The sequence below is a fragment of the Amycolatopsis sp. NPDC114505 genome, assembly GCF_055633615.1.
The window spans coordinates 3952-21559 of sequence record NZ_JBVKDV010000005.1; the positions used below are offsets into that span (position 1 = coordinate 3952).

A 17608-nucleotide genomic window follows, 5' to 3' on the forward strand; every position below is an offset into this window, starting at 1 on the left:
TGCTACAGCGAGGTGGGCCGGCGTGGTGAGGCGGTGGCGCCGGCGGAGGAGGCCGTCGCCCGGTACCGGACGCTGGCCGCGGAGAACCCGGCCTACCTTCCCGGCCTGGCCAGCGCGTTGAACAACTTGTCCGGGAATCTGGCGGAATCCCAGGGCTCTGATGCAATCGAAACGATGTGGAAAGACACGCTACTCGAGGTCGGCGAGCAAATACGTCCGACGCTTCTTTTGTACAGGGCCCTGTACGCACAAAGCGGCTATCCGGAAACAGCGGTATGGCTCTACGCGGCTATGCAAACGGGAGACCGTGGCCTGACGGCAGCCGCACACTCGGCTGCCCGGCGGCACTGGGCCGCCAACCAAGAGTCCTGGGCGCAAGCATGGACCGAAATCGATCACGCACCCTTACCGCCCTGGCTCACCGTTGATCCTGACTCGCTCACAACCGCATCCGAATGGATCGCAACCCCCAACTACGAAGACGAATGCGACTACCTGATTGCCAACCCGCAGCTTCTGGGCAACACATTCGACGTAGCTGTCGAAGAAGCCCTGCTGGAGCTCCCCGAAGCCAACGCATCCCGCTACACCGGCCTGCGCGATGCCGCACGATCCGAGGGCATCGCAGCAGCCTACAGGCCGCTCTTGTCCGCCGTTCTGGCCCAACAGTTCACCGTCGCCGAACCCGAACGACAACAGCGGCTCATGACAGATCGACGAGCGGACCTCCTCGACGACCTGACTGTGACACACCTGCACCAGCTAGCCGAGAAGACAGAAAAAGACACCAGACCTGCGATTGCACTGGCGCTGGTGAGCCTGGCCAGAGCCACACCCCACGATGACCTGGCCACTGTCTTTGCAGCCATGAAGGACACCGAAAAGTTCGCAGCTCTGTTGCACAGCGCCGCCGGCGAACTCGACGCCGCAAAAATACGAAATCTCGCCACAATCGCCCTCTGCACCACCTCGACAGCAGCCAGTGCTTCCGACGCCGCGTTCCATCTCGCGATCGCCGCCGCCGTTGATGGGGATGAGAGCGCACAGTCCCTTCTGCGTCGAGCAGTCACCTGGAGCCCGGACAAACGCAACACGTGGATCGCCCGGCTCGCCGAACTCGGCACCGCCAACCCGGCCGTTCTGAGCCTCATTCCGACCCTGACCGAGGTGGCACCGGATGCCTGACCGCGACCTTGTCGTAGTTCTCCCGGGGATCACCGGCAGCACCCTCACCCGGCACGGCACGCCGGTCTGGGCTCTGTCCGCAGGTGCGGTCCTGCGTGCGATCGGCACCCTGGGACGGAACCTGAACCAGCTGCGGTTGCCGCAGGGGCTCGGTGACGAACACCCTCAGGACGGCGTCGAACCTGGTGTCCTCATGTCGGACCTGCACGTCATCCCCGGTATCTGGACCCCGATCCGTGGGTACAGCAGCCTCCTCCAACGTCTGCGGACACTCGGTTTCCATGAAGAACACGGCAACCTTTTGCCCATCGCCTACGACTGGCGCCTGTCCAACCGGTACAACGCCCGTCGCCTTGCGACCCTCGTCGAACCGGCGCTTGAGCGGTGGCGTGCCGCCTCGCCGGAGCACCGCGACGCGCAACTGGTGTTCGTCTGCCACTCCATGGGGGGCCTGATCGCCCGCTGGTACATCGAATACTGCGGCGGCGCCGGGCACACCCGCAAGCTCATCACCCTCGGCACCCCCTACCGCGGCGCCGCCAAGGCCCTGCTGCCCTTGGTCAACGGCGTACGCAAAGACCTTGGCCCACTCTCCGTCGACCTCACCGTCTTCGCCCGCAGCATGCCCGCACTCCACCAGCTCCTGCCCACCTACGCGTGCATCGATCAACTCGACGGCCTGGCCAACCTCACCGAAACCACTCTGCCCGAACTCGACACCACCATGACCACCGACGCACTGGCCTTCCACCACGACCTCGCGCGTGCAGAAGCTGCCAGGCCCGCCAGCCTCGCCATGACCCACGCCATCGTCGGAGTCCGCCAGCCCACCACGAGCACCATCCGCATCGCCGACGGCCGAGCGATCCCCCTCGACACCATCGGCGCCGACAACGACTATGGCGACGGCACCGTGCCCCTCGCCGGCGCAATCGGCCACGGCCTGACGATGGACACCAACACCGTCCGCCGCATCGTCGACCACCACGGCAGCATCCAAGCCAACCCCTACGCCCTCGACGAACTCGAAGAAGTTCTCACCACAAACCCCATCCTCCGCCGGGCACCGGCAACCGTCCCGGTCCAGCTCACCGCACCCGACCTCGTCATCGCAGGCGAGCCGGTCCCCATCACCGCGCAGCTCCCGGCGGACGTACGAGACTCCCTACAGATCACCGTCGTCGACGAACATCAACGGACCGCCTTCGCCCGCCGCCCGCGGAGCACTAACGGCACCTACCACGCAACCGCACCGGCACTCCGACCCGGCGGCTACGAAATCCGTATCACCGGCACCCGCCCAGGATCACCGATCACACCCGTCACGGCACCTGTTCTCGTCTGGGACCCAGCAACCGAACTTTGATTGAAGTCGGAGGCGATACGCATCGACCCACGTTACGTCCGCACATCGGCTACTTAAGACTGGGCGGCAAGACCGGGTCCGACCAGACTCTGGTCCAGGTGCTCGGTGAGTCGCTCCCACCATCGGCTGCCTGCCAGCGTCATTGGTGTGGCTCTCTCATGGCATGCGTCTCGCCGAGCACCGCGCGAGGAGTGGCTGGAAAGGGGTCTGCCCGGCTCGAAGTAGCGGTGCCCTCCTTGCTTGTCATCGACTCGTTGAGGCAAGGGAGAACCGGATGCCGGTGATCATCGGAATGGACCCGCATAAACGGTCGGCCACGATTGAAGTGATCAACGAACGTGGTGACGTGGTCACGGCCGGGAAGTTCGGTACTGACCAACTCGGCTATGCGGAAATGCTGTTGGCCGGGCGGCGGTTCGCCGAGCGGGTATGGGCGGTGGAAGGTTGTAACGGCGTCGGCCGGCATATCGCCCACCGGCTGGTCCACGACGGCGAGACCGTGCTCGATGTGCCGGCGAAGCTGTCGGCGCAGGTGCGGGTGTTCGCCACCGGCAACGGCCGCAAGACCGACCCGGTCGACGCGCACTCGGTAGCTCTGGTCGCGCTGCGGACCCCGAACTTGGTCCGCGTCCAGGCTGACCCGGAGCTGGTCGTGATGGGCATGCTCGTCGATCGCCGTGACGAGCTCGGCCGTGCCAGGACCCAGACCGTCAACCGCCTTCACCGACTATTGCTGGAGCTCTTTCCTGGCGGAGCAGGGAAGTTCCTGTTCGCGGCGCAGGCCCGGGCGCTCGTGGCGACGATCAAACGCGGGACATTGTGAGCAAGACTCGCCGCCGTCTGGTCGTTGAGTTGATCATCGAACTCGAGGCGATCGACAAGAAGATCAAGACCGGGGAGAAGGATCTTCGTGAGCTGGTGATTGCGCGCGGCTCCACGCTGCTGGATCTGCACGGCATCGGCCCGTCCGGCGCCGCGCGGCTGCTGGCCGATGTCGGCGACATTCACCGGTTCGCCGGCCGGGACCGGTTCGCGTCCTGGAACGGCACTGCGCCGCTGGATGCCTCCTCCGGACAACAGCAACGGCATCGCTTGTCCCGCGCCGGCAACCGCAGGATCAACCGGACCCTGCACATCATGGGCGTCGTGCAGCTCCGCAATCCCACCGCCGGCCGCGTCTATTTCGACGCGAAGAAGGCGGCGGGCAAGACGTCGATGGAAGCGATGCGCGCCCTGAAACGACGGCTTTCGAACGTCGTCTACGCTCGCATGCTGGCCGATCAGAAGCGACGTGAGGCGGCAGGCTCGGGAGGGCACTCGGGGACGACTTTGCAATCCAGCGTGGCCGGCCTGACCCCGGACACCGGCCCTTCGGACAAGTCACAACCCGAACCTGCCACCAGCCAGCCTACCCCCGCCCGGGCTGCCACTTGACATAAAGGGGAGCCATGAGTGCATACGGACCGGTCGTTGTGGTGTGCGCCTCTGGATGCCGTCCGGCGCCTGCGTTGTCTTCGAGGGCGGACGCTGGAGATGTCTGCGCCGGGGAACTCCACCGTTGGGTCAACGCGTCGTTGGATTTATCCAGGTGTGGAGGTTGTTGTGGCGTGGGTGGAGCAGTGCGGCAGCAGGTCGTGGCGCGTGAGGTATCGGCGGCGAGGTTTCGGTGTTCGTTCGGTGTCGGGGTTCGGTTCGCGGCGTGATGCTGTGGCTTATGCCGCCGGGTTGGAGGTGGATCGGCGTCGGCGGGTGTGGATCGATCCGGCCGACAGCGCGGTCACGGTCGCCGACTGGGTGGCGCGGTGGTTCCGGTCGCTGGATCTGGATCCGCGGACGATCGAGAGCTATCGCAGCCGGCTGCGGTGTCACATCCTGCCGAAGTTCGGTGACCTGCCGTTAGGTGCAATCACGGCGCTGGGCGTGACCGAGTGGGCTCGGGAACTGGAGCGAGCCGGATTCGCCCCGTCGACGGTGAGTTCGCAGCTGAACCTGTTGTCGATGCTGTTGACCGACGCGGCCGACGAGCGGCTGATCCCGTTCAACCCGGTACGCCGGCGGAGGCGTCGTGGTCGGCGGTCACTGCGGGCGGTGGGGGGAGCGGATCTGGGCGACGCCGGAGCAGGTGGTGCGGATCGCCGAGCAGGCAGGCCTCCTCGGCGGCCCGATTGCGCGGCTGCTGGTCATCACGGCGGCGTGGACCGGTTGCCGGTGGGGTGAACTGGCCGGCCTGCATCGGGACAATGTCGATCTCCGGCGTGGGGTGATCGTGATCGATCCGTTGGTGGGTGCGTTGCACGAGTCGGGGTCGATGCGGTGGCTGGGGCCGCCGAAGACCCGGGCCTCGGCCCGGGTGATCGCGCTGCCGCCGTTCCTGGTCGCGTTGCTGCGGAGCATCTCGCGCGGCACCCGTATGGGTTCGTGTTCACGACGCCGAGTGGGACGTGGTTGTGGCGTTCGACGTTCCTGCGGCGGGTCTTCCGACCTGCGGTCGACGGCAGCGATGCGTCCGGGGCGAAGGCGGGCTGTGCGGCGGTCCGACCGGGGTTGACCTTCCACGGGCTGCGGCACAGCCACAAGACCTGGCTGATCGCCGGTGGCGCACCGGAGATCGCCCAGGCCCGTCGGCTCGGGCACCACCTGGACAACCGGGTGATCGAGACGTACTCCCATGTCGCCCCGGAGGTCGAGCAGCGGCTGCTCGACGATCTTGAGCGCCGCTGGCACACGGCGGCTCCACTTCCGCCGACGCCGTCACCAAGTGTAGTCGACAGAGAGAGACGGGCGCCGGTTGTCCCCCTCTTCGCCACGGTGGGGGTCACCCGCCGAGCGAGCCCGGGAGCAGCGGGAACACCGCGCCGACGCCGGATCGAGGGTGGGGTGGTGCTCCAGTTCTGCCCCACCAGGAGCACAAGATCACGCCGCAAAGGTCGATCACCGAAGATCGAACCCGGAACGCAAGAAACCCCTCCGACCTGCCGAAACGGCATGATCAAAGGGGTTCTGTAAGAGAGTGGAGCTAAGGGGACTCGAACCCCTGACCCCCTCACTGCCAGCGCAAGACGTCGTGACCTGCGGATTTGGTGAATCCGCAGGTCAGCTGGGGAAGCCTGGTGCACTTCGGTGCGGCTGTGCTCCGTTCGGGAGGGGTTTGCCCCAGCTGTGCCCCAGTGAAAGTAGTAAGAGGACTGGCCGAGTTCGTCTCGAACAACTGTGCGTCGGCATTTGACCCCAGGTCTGGAGAAAGCCGAGTGGCGTCAAGTCGAGCGGCGCCGTGCAGCTGGAGTCCCGTCTTGACGAGGACGTAAGTCGTGAGGCCAGCCCGCGTTGAATTGCCGAGCGTAGTGTGCCGAGACCTGCGCTCCGCGGCATGAGCGCGCATTCCGCGCGATGGGCACGCGGATCCTTGGGATCGAGCGCGTGACCGCGAGCGGGTGCCGTGGGCGGGCTGGGGCCGCTGTGGTCCTCCTTTGAGGGCGAGTAGGTGGTTGGAGTCGACCGCCGAGGAACAAGGCCGCCGGCCAGAACTTGATACCCCGTCCGCGCTGCGCGCAGGTCAGCCCGGCGAGCGTCCAGGACAGCAGCGAGGTAGCGACAACCCTTCGTGTTCCAAGCTGCCTGTCCGTCCGAAAGGTGGTGGCATAGCGCAAAGACATCCCCGCACAGCTCGCGGACACCGGACAACGCGGAGACATACTCATGGTCGCCCGACCAGGGAGCTCCCTAACCACTGGCGGCGCCGGCCGTTTAGCCCACGCTACCGCCATTCGTACCGACGCAACGGTTCACGGCGCTGGGCGCGACCTGGCTGCCTTCTGCGCGGCAGTAACCCGTTACCGTCGGCCGTTCGGAATTCCGGCCGTCGGGGAACTCCACCGAATTACCCCCGCCGGCCGCCGCGAGTAGCCGGGATCCGATGACGACCGCCTCTTCGCCGTTACGGAACGGCCGGAGCGATCGAGACGGTGGCGCACGCCAGCCACCAGGCAATCACTTGCTTTTCTCATCCACCTTTCGGAGCCGGTCCAGCATGCCGCTCATCTCTTCGGAGCTCGTGTCATCGAGCACAGGAATGGTGAGCAGCGCTTCCGCCAGCTCGACCGCCAACCCATCACTTGCCGCAGGTACCATCTCGAAGACTCGTTCGCGCGCCGACAACCACGCCATGCCGTGATTGAGGATCTTGGTCCAGTCAGAGTCGCTGTGGTCGCCTCGAATCACGAGCGAGATCAGAGCGTGCGCAGTTGGACCCCGAAAAGGCCAGTCGACGAGCCACGCGAATGTCATGTCGGTGAGGCGGCTGCGCTGCACATCGCTAAGGCCGCCGCAGTTGAGCACGTACCGGCTGACGTGCGGGAAACCCGGTCTCTCGACACCGCTGGTGGTGAGCCACTGCCAGGCCAGCGACACGGCTTCGGGCTTGTGCCGAGGAACGTCTTCCAAGCGCTGTAAGAGCGCCGTGAGGCAATGCCCCACCATTTCCTTCGACGGGATTTCCTTGATCACTTCGATAGACCGCGCAGCGATGAAGTCGAGTTCCTCCGTCGTGAGGTCACGACGAGCGAGCAACCCTTGCAACACCCTACCGACCTCAGCGGATGGCTGGCGACGGGCCCAGACGACCGCCAGTTCGATCACGTCTCGCGCGGCGGAGCCGGTCAGCATGATGCAACACAGCATGCCTTGGAGCACATGACTGACGTGATGCGGTGGGCGGTCACCCTCAAGCCACTTCGTGGCGATCACGAGTCCGCGCTTGAGCTCGTCAGGTGCAACATCCGGCCGAGATAGCAAAGACTCCAACAGGAAGCGCGTCGCACCGTCGTCCAAGTCCATCTCCAGCCATTTCAGAGACCAGGCGGAGACAGCAGCCAGCTGCGCTCGCGACAGGTGACGCACTTCCAGCAGCTGCTGCGCAACGAACACCGCGCTCGTTTCCTCCGGGTAACCCGCGATCCAGTCCACCGCCCGGTGGAGCACCGTAGTCGCGTGGTCGAAGTTCAAGTGTTTGTGCTGAATCAGGTTTTGCAGCGCATACGGCATCACAGGCAGCATGTCCACGCGATCGAGCCACCTCAATACGTGCTGGATAAGCGACTGCGATCGCTCGGGGTCGACGAGCGGCATCCTCAACGCCGCCCAAGCGACCGTCGACAGGTTGCGATGCATCCGAGGAGTGGAATTATCAGAGTTGAACTCATTGTTGGGGAAGTCAGGTGGTTGGTCGAAGTACTTAATGCACGACAACGCGTGCGCAAGATTCCGGTTGGCGAGCACGCGTGGCACGACGGCGCCGTTGAGTGATTTCAAGGACCGGGACAGCAGCTGCACGCCGACGAACGAGCATGGTGAGCGGAAGTCCATCCACTCCATCGCCACCTCGAGGAGTTCGATCTTCTCCGTCGTAGTGGCTTGACTCGATCGCCAGATTTCGAGCACGAGAATGGCCGTCGCACCGGAGGTCGGGTGGCTCGTCATCCGTGCGATCGCCTTGTCGATGACGCCCCGCACGAGCGAAGAATCCAGTGTTGAGCTCTCACGCAGCAACGAGATCGCCACGGACGCGGCTGCGGGCAGCTCCGCGTTCGCGTTCATCCAGCCGAGCGCCAACGCCTCCATTTCGTCGCGCTGCTGTACGGTGAGGTCGCGCCGCACCAGCAGACTGGAAAACACGGCGCCCGCGTCCGGATGGTCCGGGCGGGCGCGCACCCATCTCAGCGCGGGCCCGACCATGGAAGCCGATGACGTCGATTCTCTTCTGTCCTTGCCGATGCGCAGCATGGCACCGAGAACGGTAGCCGCGTTCGAACGGTCACCATTGTGACGCAACCAGACCGTAGCGTGTGCGGTGATAGCGCTCAGCTTGTCGTAGTCCAGCTGGCGGCGCAGCAGCTCGAAGATGATGTACGAGGACCGGTGCATTGCGGCTTCACAGGCCAGACGATCGAGGAGTGCGCCCGTGGACATCGATTGTTGCGCAGATATGCCTGACCGCGGGTACAACTCGTTCAACAACGCGAAGCGCGCATCCTCCGCAGCATCTCCAGATCGAGTGAGCAACCGGGCAACGACACCGCTCACGACATCCTCGTCGATCCTGTGCTGGGACACCAGCGTCATCAGTACTGCACGCACGGACGGCGGATCTTCGGCTTCCGCAAGCCACGCCATCGCGTGCTCCTCGACAGCGCTGACCACCTCAGGTGACACGTTCGTGTGCTGTCGAAGGGCAGAGGTGATCACCCACGACGCCTGCGGCTGGTTGCGGTGGGTTCGCAACCAGCCGTCTATGATCGGCGTTATCTGCGACCATTCGGCAGTGCTGAGCTCGACCGAAAGCAGCCCCTGCAGCACCCAGCTGGCTTCCAATATGAGGCTGAAGCGGTCCAGCCAGGCGAACGCGGCCGCCCTCAGCTTCTTCCGCATGGTCTTGGGGTGTTTGCTGACCAGCAACGCACCGAGCACATCTGCGTCCTGCGACGCCAGCTCCTCCGGTCGACGCCAAGGGAGAACATCGAAGACAGCGAGCGCCGAAGTGGGCGCAGACGGGAAAGGCTGCGACCGTCTGATCGCTCCAGCCACGATCTCGTGGCCTCGCGATGGCCAAGCGCGCAACCGGCGCGCGTCGAGCTGCTGGGGCAGCTTCATCCAACGGAACACCTGCTGCACGACGCGCTGAATCTGATTCACCGTTAGATCGTCGCGTTGGAGCAATGCGAGCAGCGCGCTCGCCGCATTCGGGTCGGACAGCCGTCTGCCGAGCCAAGTGAGCGTCTGGTCGACCACCTTGCGCTGGATGTCTGCTCCGAGATCGCGCGCGCTGAGTAGCACTCGTAGCAGTTGCGGCGTATTGGCAGCGGTACTGTTCACGCCGGCCCAGGTCAACGCTTGCGTAGCGAGCGTCCGCCGGTCGACGTCGACCGTGTTGACGATCAACAGATGTGTGAGGAGCGAACCGACGGATCGGTCGGTCGGACTGCCTGCGATCTCGGCTCGAGCATTCGCGACGAGGTCCGCACTGCCGTTCCCCGTCTGTTCACCGTGAACCAATAGCGCGTGCAGTAAGGCGTTGCGCCTGTTCCGGCGCAGGGATCGCAACAAGGACTCCGCGTGAACCACGAAATCGTTGAGCTGGTCCGAGGTCAGGAGATTCCTGTTCATCAGTACGGCTCGCAGGAGGCGGTCACTGTCGGCTTGGTTGAAATGATCGCGGGTCCACTCCCTGGCGTAGGCGACGGTTTGTCTCGCCCAGTCCGCCTCACGCAGTTCCCTGCGCCGCAACAGGGGAGTGATAACTTTGCTTGCTTCGACCGAGTTCCTATTGCGAGCCAGCCAAATCAACGCCTGGGTGACAGGGCGGTCGCCAGGAACGCCACGCAGCGACTCGACGATCAACGAGGTGGCAGGTGACGGTCCTAGAACGGCATCCAGGTAATTGCCTATGAGTCCCGCCCACGGCTCGTGGTGAAGTAGGGCATACTTGGTGAGCTCCCCGGGATCTCCAGCCTGCTCCAGCACGTGACCAAGCGCGGTCTGATTGTCGTGCAACCAGCTCTCGCACACTTGGCGCAGCTTCTCCGCATGCAGCCGCTGACTTGGATCATCCGCCAGGTCCACGTACTGACGCGAGACATGCACGCAGAACCGCTCGAACGCGACCGCGTCGGCGCAGGCGGAATCCAGCATGATCCGCGCGGCGGCAGCGTCGATCTCGGCCGTGCCCTTCGGGAAGAGACATGCGCGCAGCAGCGCGTCGGCCACGACGTCATGCAGAAGGTCGAGTTCGGGATCCTCTTGGTCGTCTGCGTCCGACCGGACCAGCCAGCCGGTCTCTTCGAGCTTCAGCACGTGGTCGGTGACCTTGAGCCCAGCCGGGTCGAAGGCGGACACCGCTCGCCGTACTGTGGCCGTCAGCTGGCTGATACTCCTGGGGCAGGTGTTGGCGGCGAGGGCATAGCCGAGCAGGTCGCCGTCGGACAGCAGGCGGTGAGCCGGCCGCCCGGACAGGAGACTGTCAAATGCAAGTCTGGAGTGCAGCCAGTCGTCCAGGAGCCTGGTGTCCGGTGCGTCACCACCCGAACTGGCAACACGTTCCCACGCGACAGCGAGGAGCAAAGTGAACAGCGGTGTAGCGTGGGCAGCACCACATCTTCGTCGCAGCTCGGTACGTGACCACTTCTTCAAGGCGTTCGGCGCGAGCTGCGCGAGGATGGTGTCCACTACCTGGTTCTGGTGTTTTTTCTCTTGCGGCAGGCGGCGTGACGTGAACAGCGAGGATGCCATCAGCAACAGTGGGTGCTGAGCTCCCGGCCGACAGGTCGCCAGCAATGCGACATGCACACCCTCCTGGTCGGCGTCCTCGATCAGCCGTTCCAGCGCATCGAAGTCGAGCGACTTGTCGTGGTTGTCGAGGTAGTCGAGCACGATCAGCACACGATCAGCCCTTGGCTCGCCTTCCTCGCCGAACACCGCGAGCCTCAGGTGTTCCACCGTCAGCCGGTTGGTCGCGCTCACCGCGTGGTGAATGCTGGGCGAGCGGGTGCACCACACTCGCCAGTTGTCGGCCAATGCAAGTCTGCCGACCTCCCAGCACAACCGCGTCTTGCCCGCGCCCGGTGGCGCAACCAGGAGCACACCGCGATCGGAGTCTCGTAGCTCGGCCATGAGATTTGCCGGATTGAACGACTCGTGCTCGCCGGTGTGCTCGACGTAGGAAAGGTTTTCTGACAGAAGATACTTGTTCCTGCCACGCTTGCCTGCTAGGTATTCGAAGGGACGGATCGGCTGCTCGTCCCACCATTTCGGTTGACGTGGCGCTGCACGAGCTGCATGTCGCCAACGCGAGTCACGCGCGTGAAAATTTTCGTGCGCCTGAGCGACAGTGCCGACCAGCTCGAGAATCTGCATGGAGGACACTATCCACCCACCTCGGTCGGTGTCCTCCTCCCTGGCTGTGCGCATCATCCCGATCACCTGCGAACTGGCTCGATCGAGCACAGGGCCGCCACTCATACCGGGAGGGACTTCGCCGTCAGCGAACTTGTAGAGCGGTTGATCGTGCCCAGGTTGCTCGATCTCGCCGCTATAGGTGAGCAAGGTCGTCTCGGCGGTGGGAGTGAGCTCCAGCCGCTTGGTGTAACCGCGGACCTTCACCCGCGCCTGATCATGCGGTGCCACCCTGCTGAGCAGGACACACGGGTGCCCGTCGTGTTCATGCGAGATCAAGGCGACGTCCGGCGGCAAGTGCAGTCCGGTCGGACCGTGCGTCGACAGGGATTGCGGCCAGATGCACTCCACCCTACCCGCGAACTTCGTGCCATCGGAGGTGACCAAAGTGACTTGACACCCCGGCGTCGAACCAACGACGTGGGAAGCCGTGATGACGCACCCGGGAGCGATGAAGAATCCCGTGCCCAGAACGACTTCACCGTCGGCGATCCGAACCGTGCACTTTTCGAGCAGCACCTCCAGGTCGGGTGAATGTGTCACGTTCGATCACTCCTGAGATTGAGATTCGCTCTCCGAAGGGAGTTCCTGCTGAGAGGTCGTCTCCACCTGATCCGCAACGGCAGGCTGACTCACTGGGAAACCCCACGTCGCGGTGATTTTGACGTTCGCCTTACCGCCGGCTTCGGCGAGTACGCTCACCACTTTGCCCGTCTTGGCGTTGATCTCGACACCGAACTCGACGGCGACTGTGTCTGGCCGGTGAGCCGCTAACGCCTGCTTCACCGAGGCGACGACACCCCGCACTGTCTCGGTGAAATACGGCAGGGTACCGAGCTGGAGGATGGAGTCGGTGAGGTTCACATCGCGCGGGCCAGTACTGGCTTGCCCGTCCATGCGTACTAGTACAGATTCACCGCTGGGCAGCTCCACTTCAGCGAAACCAGACACTGCGCTCAACCTTTCACTAAGGTTATCCGACCTTCAGCCTCTCCAATCGAGCAATAACTACGACTTGTTACAAGCAGTGCTTAACTGACGGGTTGCCGATCCCGAGTTCGACGCCGAACTCGGGCGGCGCCGGCCGAGTTCGGTCCAGGGCACGCTGAACTCCTGCGCTGAGGTGAGGGGTCGCGTGGTTGGTGCGTGTCCAGGACCTCTCCATAGGCGAAAGAGGGGAACCTGATTCGGCGAAGAACCTCGGTGTGTGACCGAATCGGGTGCTAGCGACGAGTTCGGCGGCGTCGGCCTGGCCGGCTTGGAGCCTGGTTCGGGCGGCTAGGCCCGCGGCGGCCGGCGGCGACGATGCCGCGGAGGTCCTCGTCGGTGAAGCGCAGGTGCTTGCCGACGAAGGTGCATGGGATGAGGCGCTGGCCGGCCTTGCCGGAGCCACGACTCGCTGATGGTAGGCCGTTCGGCCGCGTCGGCCGGCATGTAGAGAAGTCGGCCCGTGTCGCCAGTGGGGGGAGTCGGCGGGCTCGGAGTGTCTCGATGGCTGGTGCGCTACGGCGTCGGGGTGGCGAAGGAGATGGTTGTCGTTCTGCATGGTGGCCTCGAAGTGCGACGGGTCGTGGTCGCTGCCTAACTCCGCTCAGGCGCATCGGAGGAGACAGAAAGATCATGACCTGCGGCCAACCGCATCGAGGCTGGTTCGGGTTGGTGGCAGAGCATGCGGCCGATGCTGTGGAGGTGCCGGGTCAAAGAACCTTTGGTGATTCATCTGTTCGGGGGACGCTGCTGGAGCACTTTTCGTGACCCCATTTCGCCGCTATCCGGCCGGTGCCCCAGTTTTGCCCCAGCTACTCGCTGGTAGCTGAACTTCTTCTTGATGAAACTCAAAGTTCGTTGAAACGAAAAAACCGCCCAACCTGGAAATTCTGTTCCGGTGGGCGGTGTTTCGTCACTGTGGAGCTAAGGGGACTCGAACCCCTGACCCCCTCACTGCCAGTGAGGTGCGCTACCAGCTGCGCCATAGCCCCGAGGCGAAGGTGAGCTCCGCATCTCGTATGGCAATACCGTACAGGACCCCCCGCATGCCCTCCGCAGAGGGGGTGCCAGTCCCGGTGAACGGGGCGTTGACCTGCGACTTTACGCCTTATTTTTAGTCGTGTATTGACTCCGGGTGTGGCCGCCGTTACATTTTCGGCGGTTGTGACGCCGAGGTCCCCGCCCGTTACGCCGCGTCTACCCCTAGACCGGGCACGCCTCTGCCGTTTCCTGCTCTACGGACGCCGCGAACCGCGGCAGAGGAGGTTTCGATGAAGACGAGACGGCGGGTGATGACGCTGCTCTCCGCGGCGTTCGCCCTGGTCGCGGGCACCGTGACCGCGACGAACGCGCAAGCGGCGGTCACCCCGGACGGCTGGTACACCGTGGCCGCCGTCAACAGCGGGAAGTGCGTCGACGCCCGGGCTGCCGGGACCGCCAACGGCACCGTCGTGCAGCAGTACTCCTGCAACCAGACCGCCTCGCAGCAGTGGCAGTTCCAGTCCACGGGCGACGGCTACTTCCGGGTGAACGCGCGCACCAACGCGGCCGCCGCCTGGGATGTCAGCAACGTCTCCACCGCCGATGGTGGCCTCGTGCAGCTCTGGACCTACTCGAACGGCGCCAACCAGCAGTGGCAGGCCGTCGACGAGGGGAACGGCCGCTACCACTTCGTCAGCCGCAACAGCGGGAAGTGCCTCGACGTCCCCGGGGCCTCCGCCGCCGACTCCGTGCAGCTCCAGCAGTACTCCTGCAACGGCACCACCGCCCAGTCGTTCATCCTGAACCCCGTGAACACGACGCAGCCCGGTCAGCCGGATCTCGGCCCGAACGTGGTGATCTTCGACCCGTCGATGCCCAGCTCGACGATCCAGAGCTGGCTCAACAGCATCTTCAGCCAGCAGGAACGCAACCAGTTCGGCAGCCAGCGCTACGCCGTGATGTTCAAGCCCGGCACCTACTCCAACGACGTCAACGTCGGCTTCTACACGCAGGTGCTGGGCCTCGGCCTGAGCCCCGACGCCGTGACGATCAACGGCGCCGTGCACGTCGAGGCCGACTGGTTCCCGCCGCAGAACGCGACGCAGAACTTCTGGCGCGGCGCCGAGAACCTGTCCGTCAACCCGACCGGCGGCGCCGACCGCTGGGCCGTCAGCCAGGCCGCGCCGTACCGCCGCATGCACGTCCGCGGCGACCTGCAGCTCGACGACGGCGGCTGGGCCAGCGGCGGCTGGATCTCCGACTCGAAGATCGACGGCCAGGTCCGCTCCGGCTCGCAGCAGCAGTGGATCTCCCGCAACTCGCAGTTCGGCAGCTGGTCCGGCTCGAACTGGAACATGGTCTTCGCGGGCGTCCAGGGCGCCCCGCAGAACACCTTCCCGGCCCCGCCGTACACCACCGTCAACCAGACGCCGGTCGTGCGCGAGAAGCCGTTCCTCTACATCGACAACGCCGGCAACTACCAGGTCTTCGTCCCCGGGGTGAAGACCAACGCGTCCGGCACGAGCTGGGCGAACGGGACCGCGCCGGGCACGTCGCTGCCGATCGACCAGTTCTACATCGCCAAGCCCGGCGCCACCGCCGCGGACATGAACGCCGCGCTCGCCGCGGGCAAGAACCTGCTGGTCACGCCGGGTGTCTACCACCTCAACCAGGCGCTGCACGTCACCCGGCCGGACACCGTCGTGCTCGGGCTCGGCATCGCCACGATGGTGCCGGACAACGGCGTCACCGCGATGAACGTCGACGACGTCGACGGCGTCAAGGTCGCCGGCCTGCTGATCGACGCCGGCACGACCAACTCGAACACGCTCATGCAGGTCGGCCAGGCCGGCTCGACCGCCGACCACTCGGCCGACCCGACGTCGCTGCACGACGTGTTCTTCCGGATCGGCGGCCCGGCCGTCGGCAAGGCGACGAACAGCCTGGTGGTGAACAGCAGCAACGTGATCGGCGACCACATGTGGATCTGGCGCGCCGACCACGCCGACAACGGCAACAACGTCGGCTGGGGCACCAACACCGCCGACAACGGGCTCACGGTCAACGGCAACAACGTGACGATGTACGGCCTGTTCGTCGAGCACTACCAGAAGACGCAGGTCGTCTGGAACGGCAACGGCGGCCGGACGTACTTCTTCCAGAACGAGATGCCCTACGACGTGCCGAACCAGGCGGGCTGGATGAACGGCTCGACCAAGGGCTACTCGGCCTACAAGGTGGGTCCGAACGTCACCAGCCACGAGGCGTGGGGGCTGGGCAGCTACTGCTACTTCAGCACCAACCCGTCGGTCGCCAGCGCTCACGCGTTCGAGGCGCCGAACACCGCGGGCGTGAAGTTCCACGACATGGTGACCGTCTCCCTGAACTACCAGGGCACGATCACGCACGTCATCAACAACACGGGTGACACGACCCCGACCGGCACCAAGCCGGTCAACCTGGTCAGCTACCCCTGAGCAACCGGCGTGCGCCGTGGTGGCGGCCGCGGCGCACGCCGGTCCTATGTGTCCGGCCACAGTGGACGCATGGCCCGAACGGGTGGTGAATCACGCCGGCCGGGCGATTGGTCGCGATAATGGGACGCCCCACACCCGAGGAGCGACCCATGACCTCCTTCGCAGCGTTTTCCGTCATCGAACCCCGCCGAGCCTGGCCGATCGCCGCCGTCCGCGGCGTGGTCGCCGTCCTTTTCGGCATCTTCGCGCTGGCCTGGCCGGGCGCCACGGTGCTCGTGCTGGCGATCCTCTACGGCGTGTACGCGATCGTCGACGGCGTCGGCGGCCTGATGCAGGCCTTCCGCCCCGGCGACTCCGGCCACCGCGTCGCCTACGGAATCCTCGGCGCGCTCGGCATCGTCGCCGGAATCCTGGTCCTCGTCTGGCCCGGCATCACGGTTCTGCTCCTGGCCCTGCTGGTCGGCCTGTGGGCGATCGTCACCGGCGTCGCGGAGATCGCCGCCGCGATCCGGCTGCGCAAGCAGATCCAGGGCGAGGCGTTCCTCATCGCCGCCGGCGCGCTCTCCGTGATCGCCGGTGTCCTCATCGTGATCAACCCGATCGCCGGCGCGTTCGGCATCGCGCTGCTCGTCGGCATCTACGCCCTGCTCTACGGGATCATGCTGCTGGTGCTGGCCTTCCGGCTGCGCAAACTGGGGGACGCAGACCCCGCCGCGTGAGTAGCGTGCGGGGGTGTCGACCCGCGAACTGGTGGTGCTGGGCACCGCGAGCCAGGTGCCCACGCGCCTCCGGAACCAGAACGGCTACTTGCTGAGATGGGACGGCGAGGGCCTCCTCTTCGACCCCGGCGAAGGCACCCAGCGCCAGATGCTGCGCGCCGGCGTCGCGGCCACCGACATCACGCGGATCGGCATCACGCACTTCCACGGCGACCACACCCTCGGCCTGCCCGGAGTCATCCAGAGGTTGTCGCTGGACGCGGTCAAGCACCCGGTCCACGCCCACTTCCCGGCCTCCGGCGCGCACTTCTTCGAGCGGCTGCGCCACGCGACGTCCTTCTACGAGCAGGCCGACCTGCGCGAACACCCGATCGCCGAAGACGGCCCGATCGCGACCGGGAAGTTCACGCTCGAAGCGCGGCGGCTGAGTCACCCGGTCGAGGCCTTCGGCTACCGCCTGGTCGAGCCGGACGGCCGCACGATGCTCCCCGGCAAGCTGAAGGACCACGGCATCGCCGGCCCCGACGTCGGCAAGCTCCAGCGAGACGGTCACCTCGGGACCACCAGAATCGAAGACGTGAGCGTCCCCAGGCCCGGCCAGCGGTTCGCGTTCGTCATGGACACTCGCCTGTGCGACGGCGTGTACGCGCTCAGCGAAAAAGCCGACATGCTCGTGATCGAGTCGACGTTCCTCGCCGAGGACACCCACCTCGCCCGTGACTTCGGGCACCTGACCGCCCAGCAGGCGGCGCGCGTCGCCGCCGAATCCGGGGTGCGGCAGCTCGTCCTGACCCACTTCTCGCAGCGCTACCCCGATCCGGCGCGCTTCCTGGAGGAGGCGAAAGCCGAGTTCGACGGCGAGATCGTGGTGGCCGAGGACCTGGAGCGGGTCCAGGTCCCGAAACGCCGGTCCTCCCCAGCGGACCATCGGGCGCCGTAGGCTGCATCTC

10 protein-coding genes and 1 tRNA gene are annotated in these 17608 nt (G+C 65.4%); 8 read left to right on the plus strand and 3 right to left on the minus strand.

Going from position 1 to position 17608, the window contains the following annotated elements:
* From ACZ7OU_RS42920 to ACZ7OU_RS42940, 5 genes are all read left to right on the plus strand, one after another.
* On the plus strand, positions 1–1185 hold a 1185-nt coding region (locus tag ACZ7OU_RS42920; protein ID WP_470259691.1), incomplete at its 5' end, for a hypothetical protein.
* Positions 1178–2551 carry an esterase/lipase family protein gene (locus tag ACZ7OU_RS42925; protein WP_470259692.1) on the plus strand — a complete coding sequence of 458 codons (1374 nt, stop codon included), beginning with the start codon at positions 1178–1180 and terminating at the stop codon, positions 2549–2551. The genes ACZ7OU_RS42920 and ACZ7OU_RS42925, both read left to right, overlap by 8 nt.
* 274 nt (positions 2552–2825) lie before the next feature.
* Positions 2826–3374: an IS110 family transposase gene (locus ACZ7OU_RS42930; RefSeq protein WP_470259693.1), complete on the plus strand. Its 549-nt coding sequence runs from the start codon at positions 2826–2828 to the stop codon at positions 3372–3374.
* Positions 3375–3403: 29 nt separating this feature from the next.
* The gene (locus ACZ7OU_RS42935) at positions 3404–3985 is read left to right on the plus strand and encodes a transposase (protein WP_470259694.1); all 582 of its coding nucleotides are present in this window, start codon (positions 3404–3406) and stop codon (positions 3983–3985) included.
* A 273-nt stretch (positions 3986–4258) separates the two neighbouring features.
* Complete coding sequence (locus ACZ7OU_RS42940; protein ID WP_470259695.1) at positions 4259–4768, plus strand: tyrosine-type recombinase/integrase; 510 nt, start codon at positions 4259–4261, stop codon at positions 4766–4768.
* Between the two features lie 1770 nt (positions 4769–6538).
* Here the strand turns inward: ACZ7OU_RS42940 and ACZ7OU_RS42945 are convergent.
* The 3 genes from ACZ7OU_RS42945 to ACZ7OU_RS42955 all read right to left on the minus strand — a co-directional run bounded on the left by ACZ7OU_RS42945 (position 6539) and on the right by ACZ7OU_RS42955 (position 13473).
* Positions 6539–12037 carry a S1 family peptidase gene (locus ACZ7OU_RS42945; protein WP_470259696.1) on the minus strand — a complete coding sequence of 1833 codons (5499 nt, stop codon included), beginning with the start codon at positions 12035–12037 and terminating at the stop codon, positions 6539–6541.
* A 6-nt stretch (positions 12038–12043) separates the two neighbouring features.
* A complete protein-coding gene (locus tag ACZ7OU_RS42950; protein WP_470259697.1) occupies positions 12044–12391 on the minus strand; it encodes a CU044_2847 family protein in 348 nt (115 codons plus the stop codon).
* 1009 nt (positions 12392–13400) lie between these two features.
* Positions 13401–13473: transfer RNA gene (locus ACZ7OU_RS42955), tRNA-Ala, on the minus strand.
* Between the two features lie 279 nt (positions 13474–13752).
* On the opposite strand from ACZ7OU_RS42955, the gene ACZ7OU_RS42960 reads away from it, so the two are divergent.
* The 3 genes from ACZ7OU_RS42960 to ACZ7OU_RS42970 all read left to right on the plus strand — a co-directional run bounded on the left by ACZ7OU_RS42960 (position 13753) and on the right by ACZ7OU_RS42970 (position 17598).
* The gene (locus ACZ7OU_RS42960) at positions 13753–15939 is read left to right on the plus strand and encodes an RICIN domain-containing protein (RefSeq protein WP_470259698.1); all 2187 of its coding nucleotides are present in this window, start codon (positions 13753–13755) and stop codon (positions 15937–15939) included.
* 149 nt (positions 15940–16088) lie between these two features.
* Complete coding sequence (locus ACZ7OU_RS42965; RefSeq protein WP_470259699.1) at positions 16089–16658, plus strand: HdeD family acid-resistance protein; 570 nt, start codon at positions 16089–16091, stop codon at positions 16656–16658.
* Between the two features lie 13 nt (positions 16659–16671).
* Positions 16672–17598, plus strand: coding sequence for a ribonuclease Z (locus ACZ7OU_RS42970; protein WP_470259700.1), 927 nt, complete (start codon positions 16672–16674; stop codon positions 17596–17598).
* Positions 17599–17608 lie beyond the last annotated feature (10 nt).

What these genes read in the sequence shown, in the direction of transcription:
- ACZ7OU_RS42960 (WP_470259698.1), top strand. Translation starts at nt 13,753, where the DNA reads ATGAAGACGAGACGGCGGGTGATGACGCTGCTCTCCGCGGCGTTCGCC.
- ACZ7OU_RS42965 (WP_470259699.1), top strand. Translation starts at nt 16,089, where the DNA reads ATGACCTCCTTCGCAGCGTTTTCCGTCATCGAACCCCGCCGAGCCTGG.
- ACZ7OU_RS42930 (WP_470259693.1), top strand. Translation starts at nt 2,826, where the DNA reads ATGCCGGTGATCATCGGAATGGACCCGCATAAACGGTCGGCCACGATT.
- ACZ7OU_RS42925 (WP_470259692.1), top strand. Translation starts at nt 1,178, where the DNA reads ATGCCTGACCGCGACCTTGTCGTAGTTCTCCCGGGGATCACCGGCAGC.
- ACZ7OU_RS42950 (WP_470259697.1), bottom strand. Translation starts at nt 12,391, where the DNA reads ATGGACGGGCAAGCCAGTACTGGCCCGCGCGATGTGAACCTCACCGAC.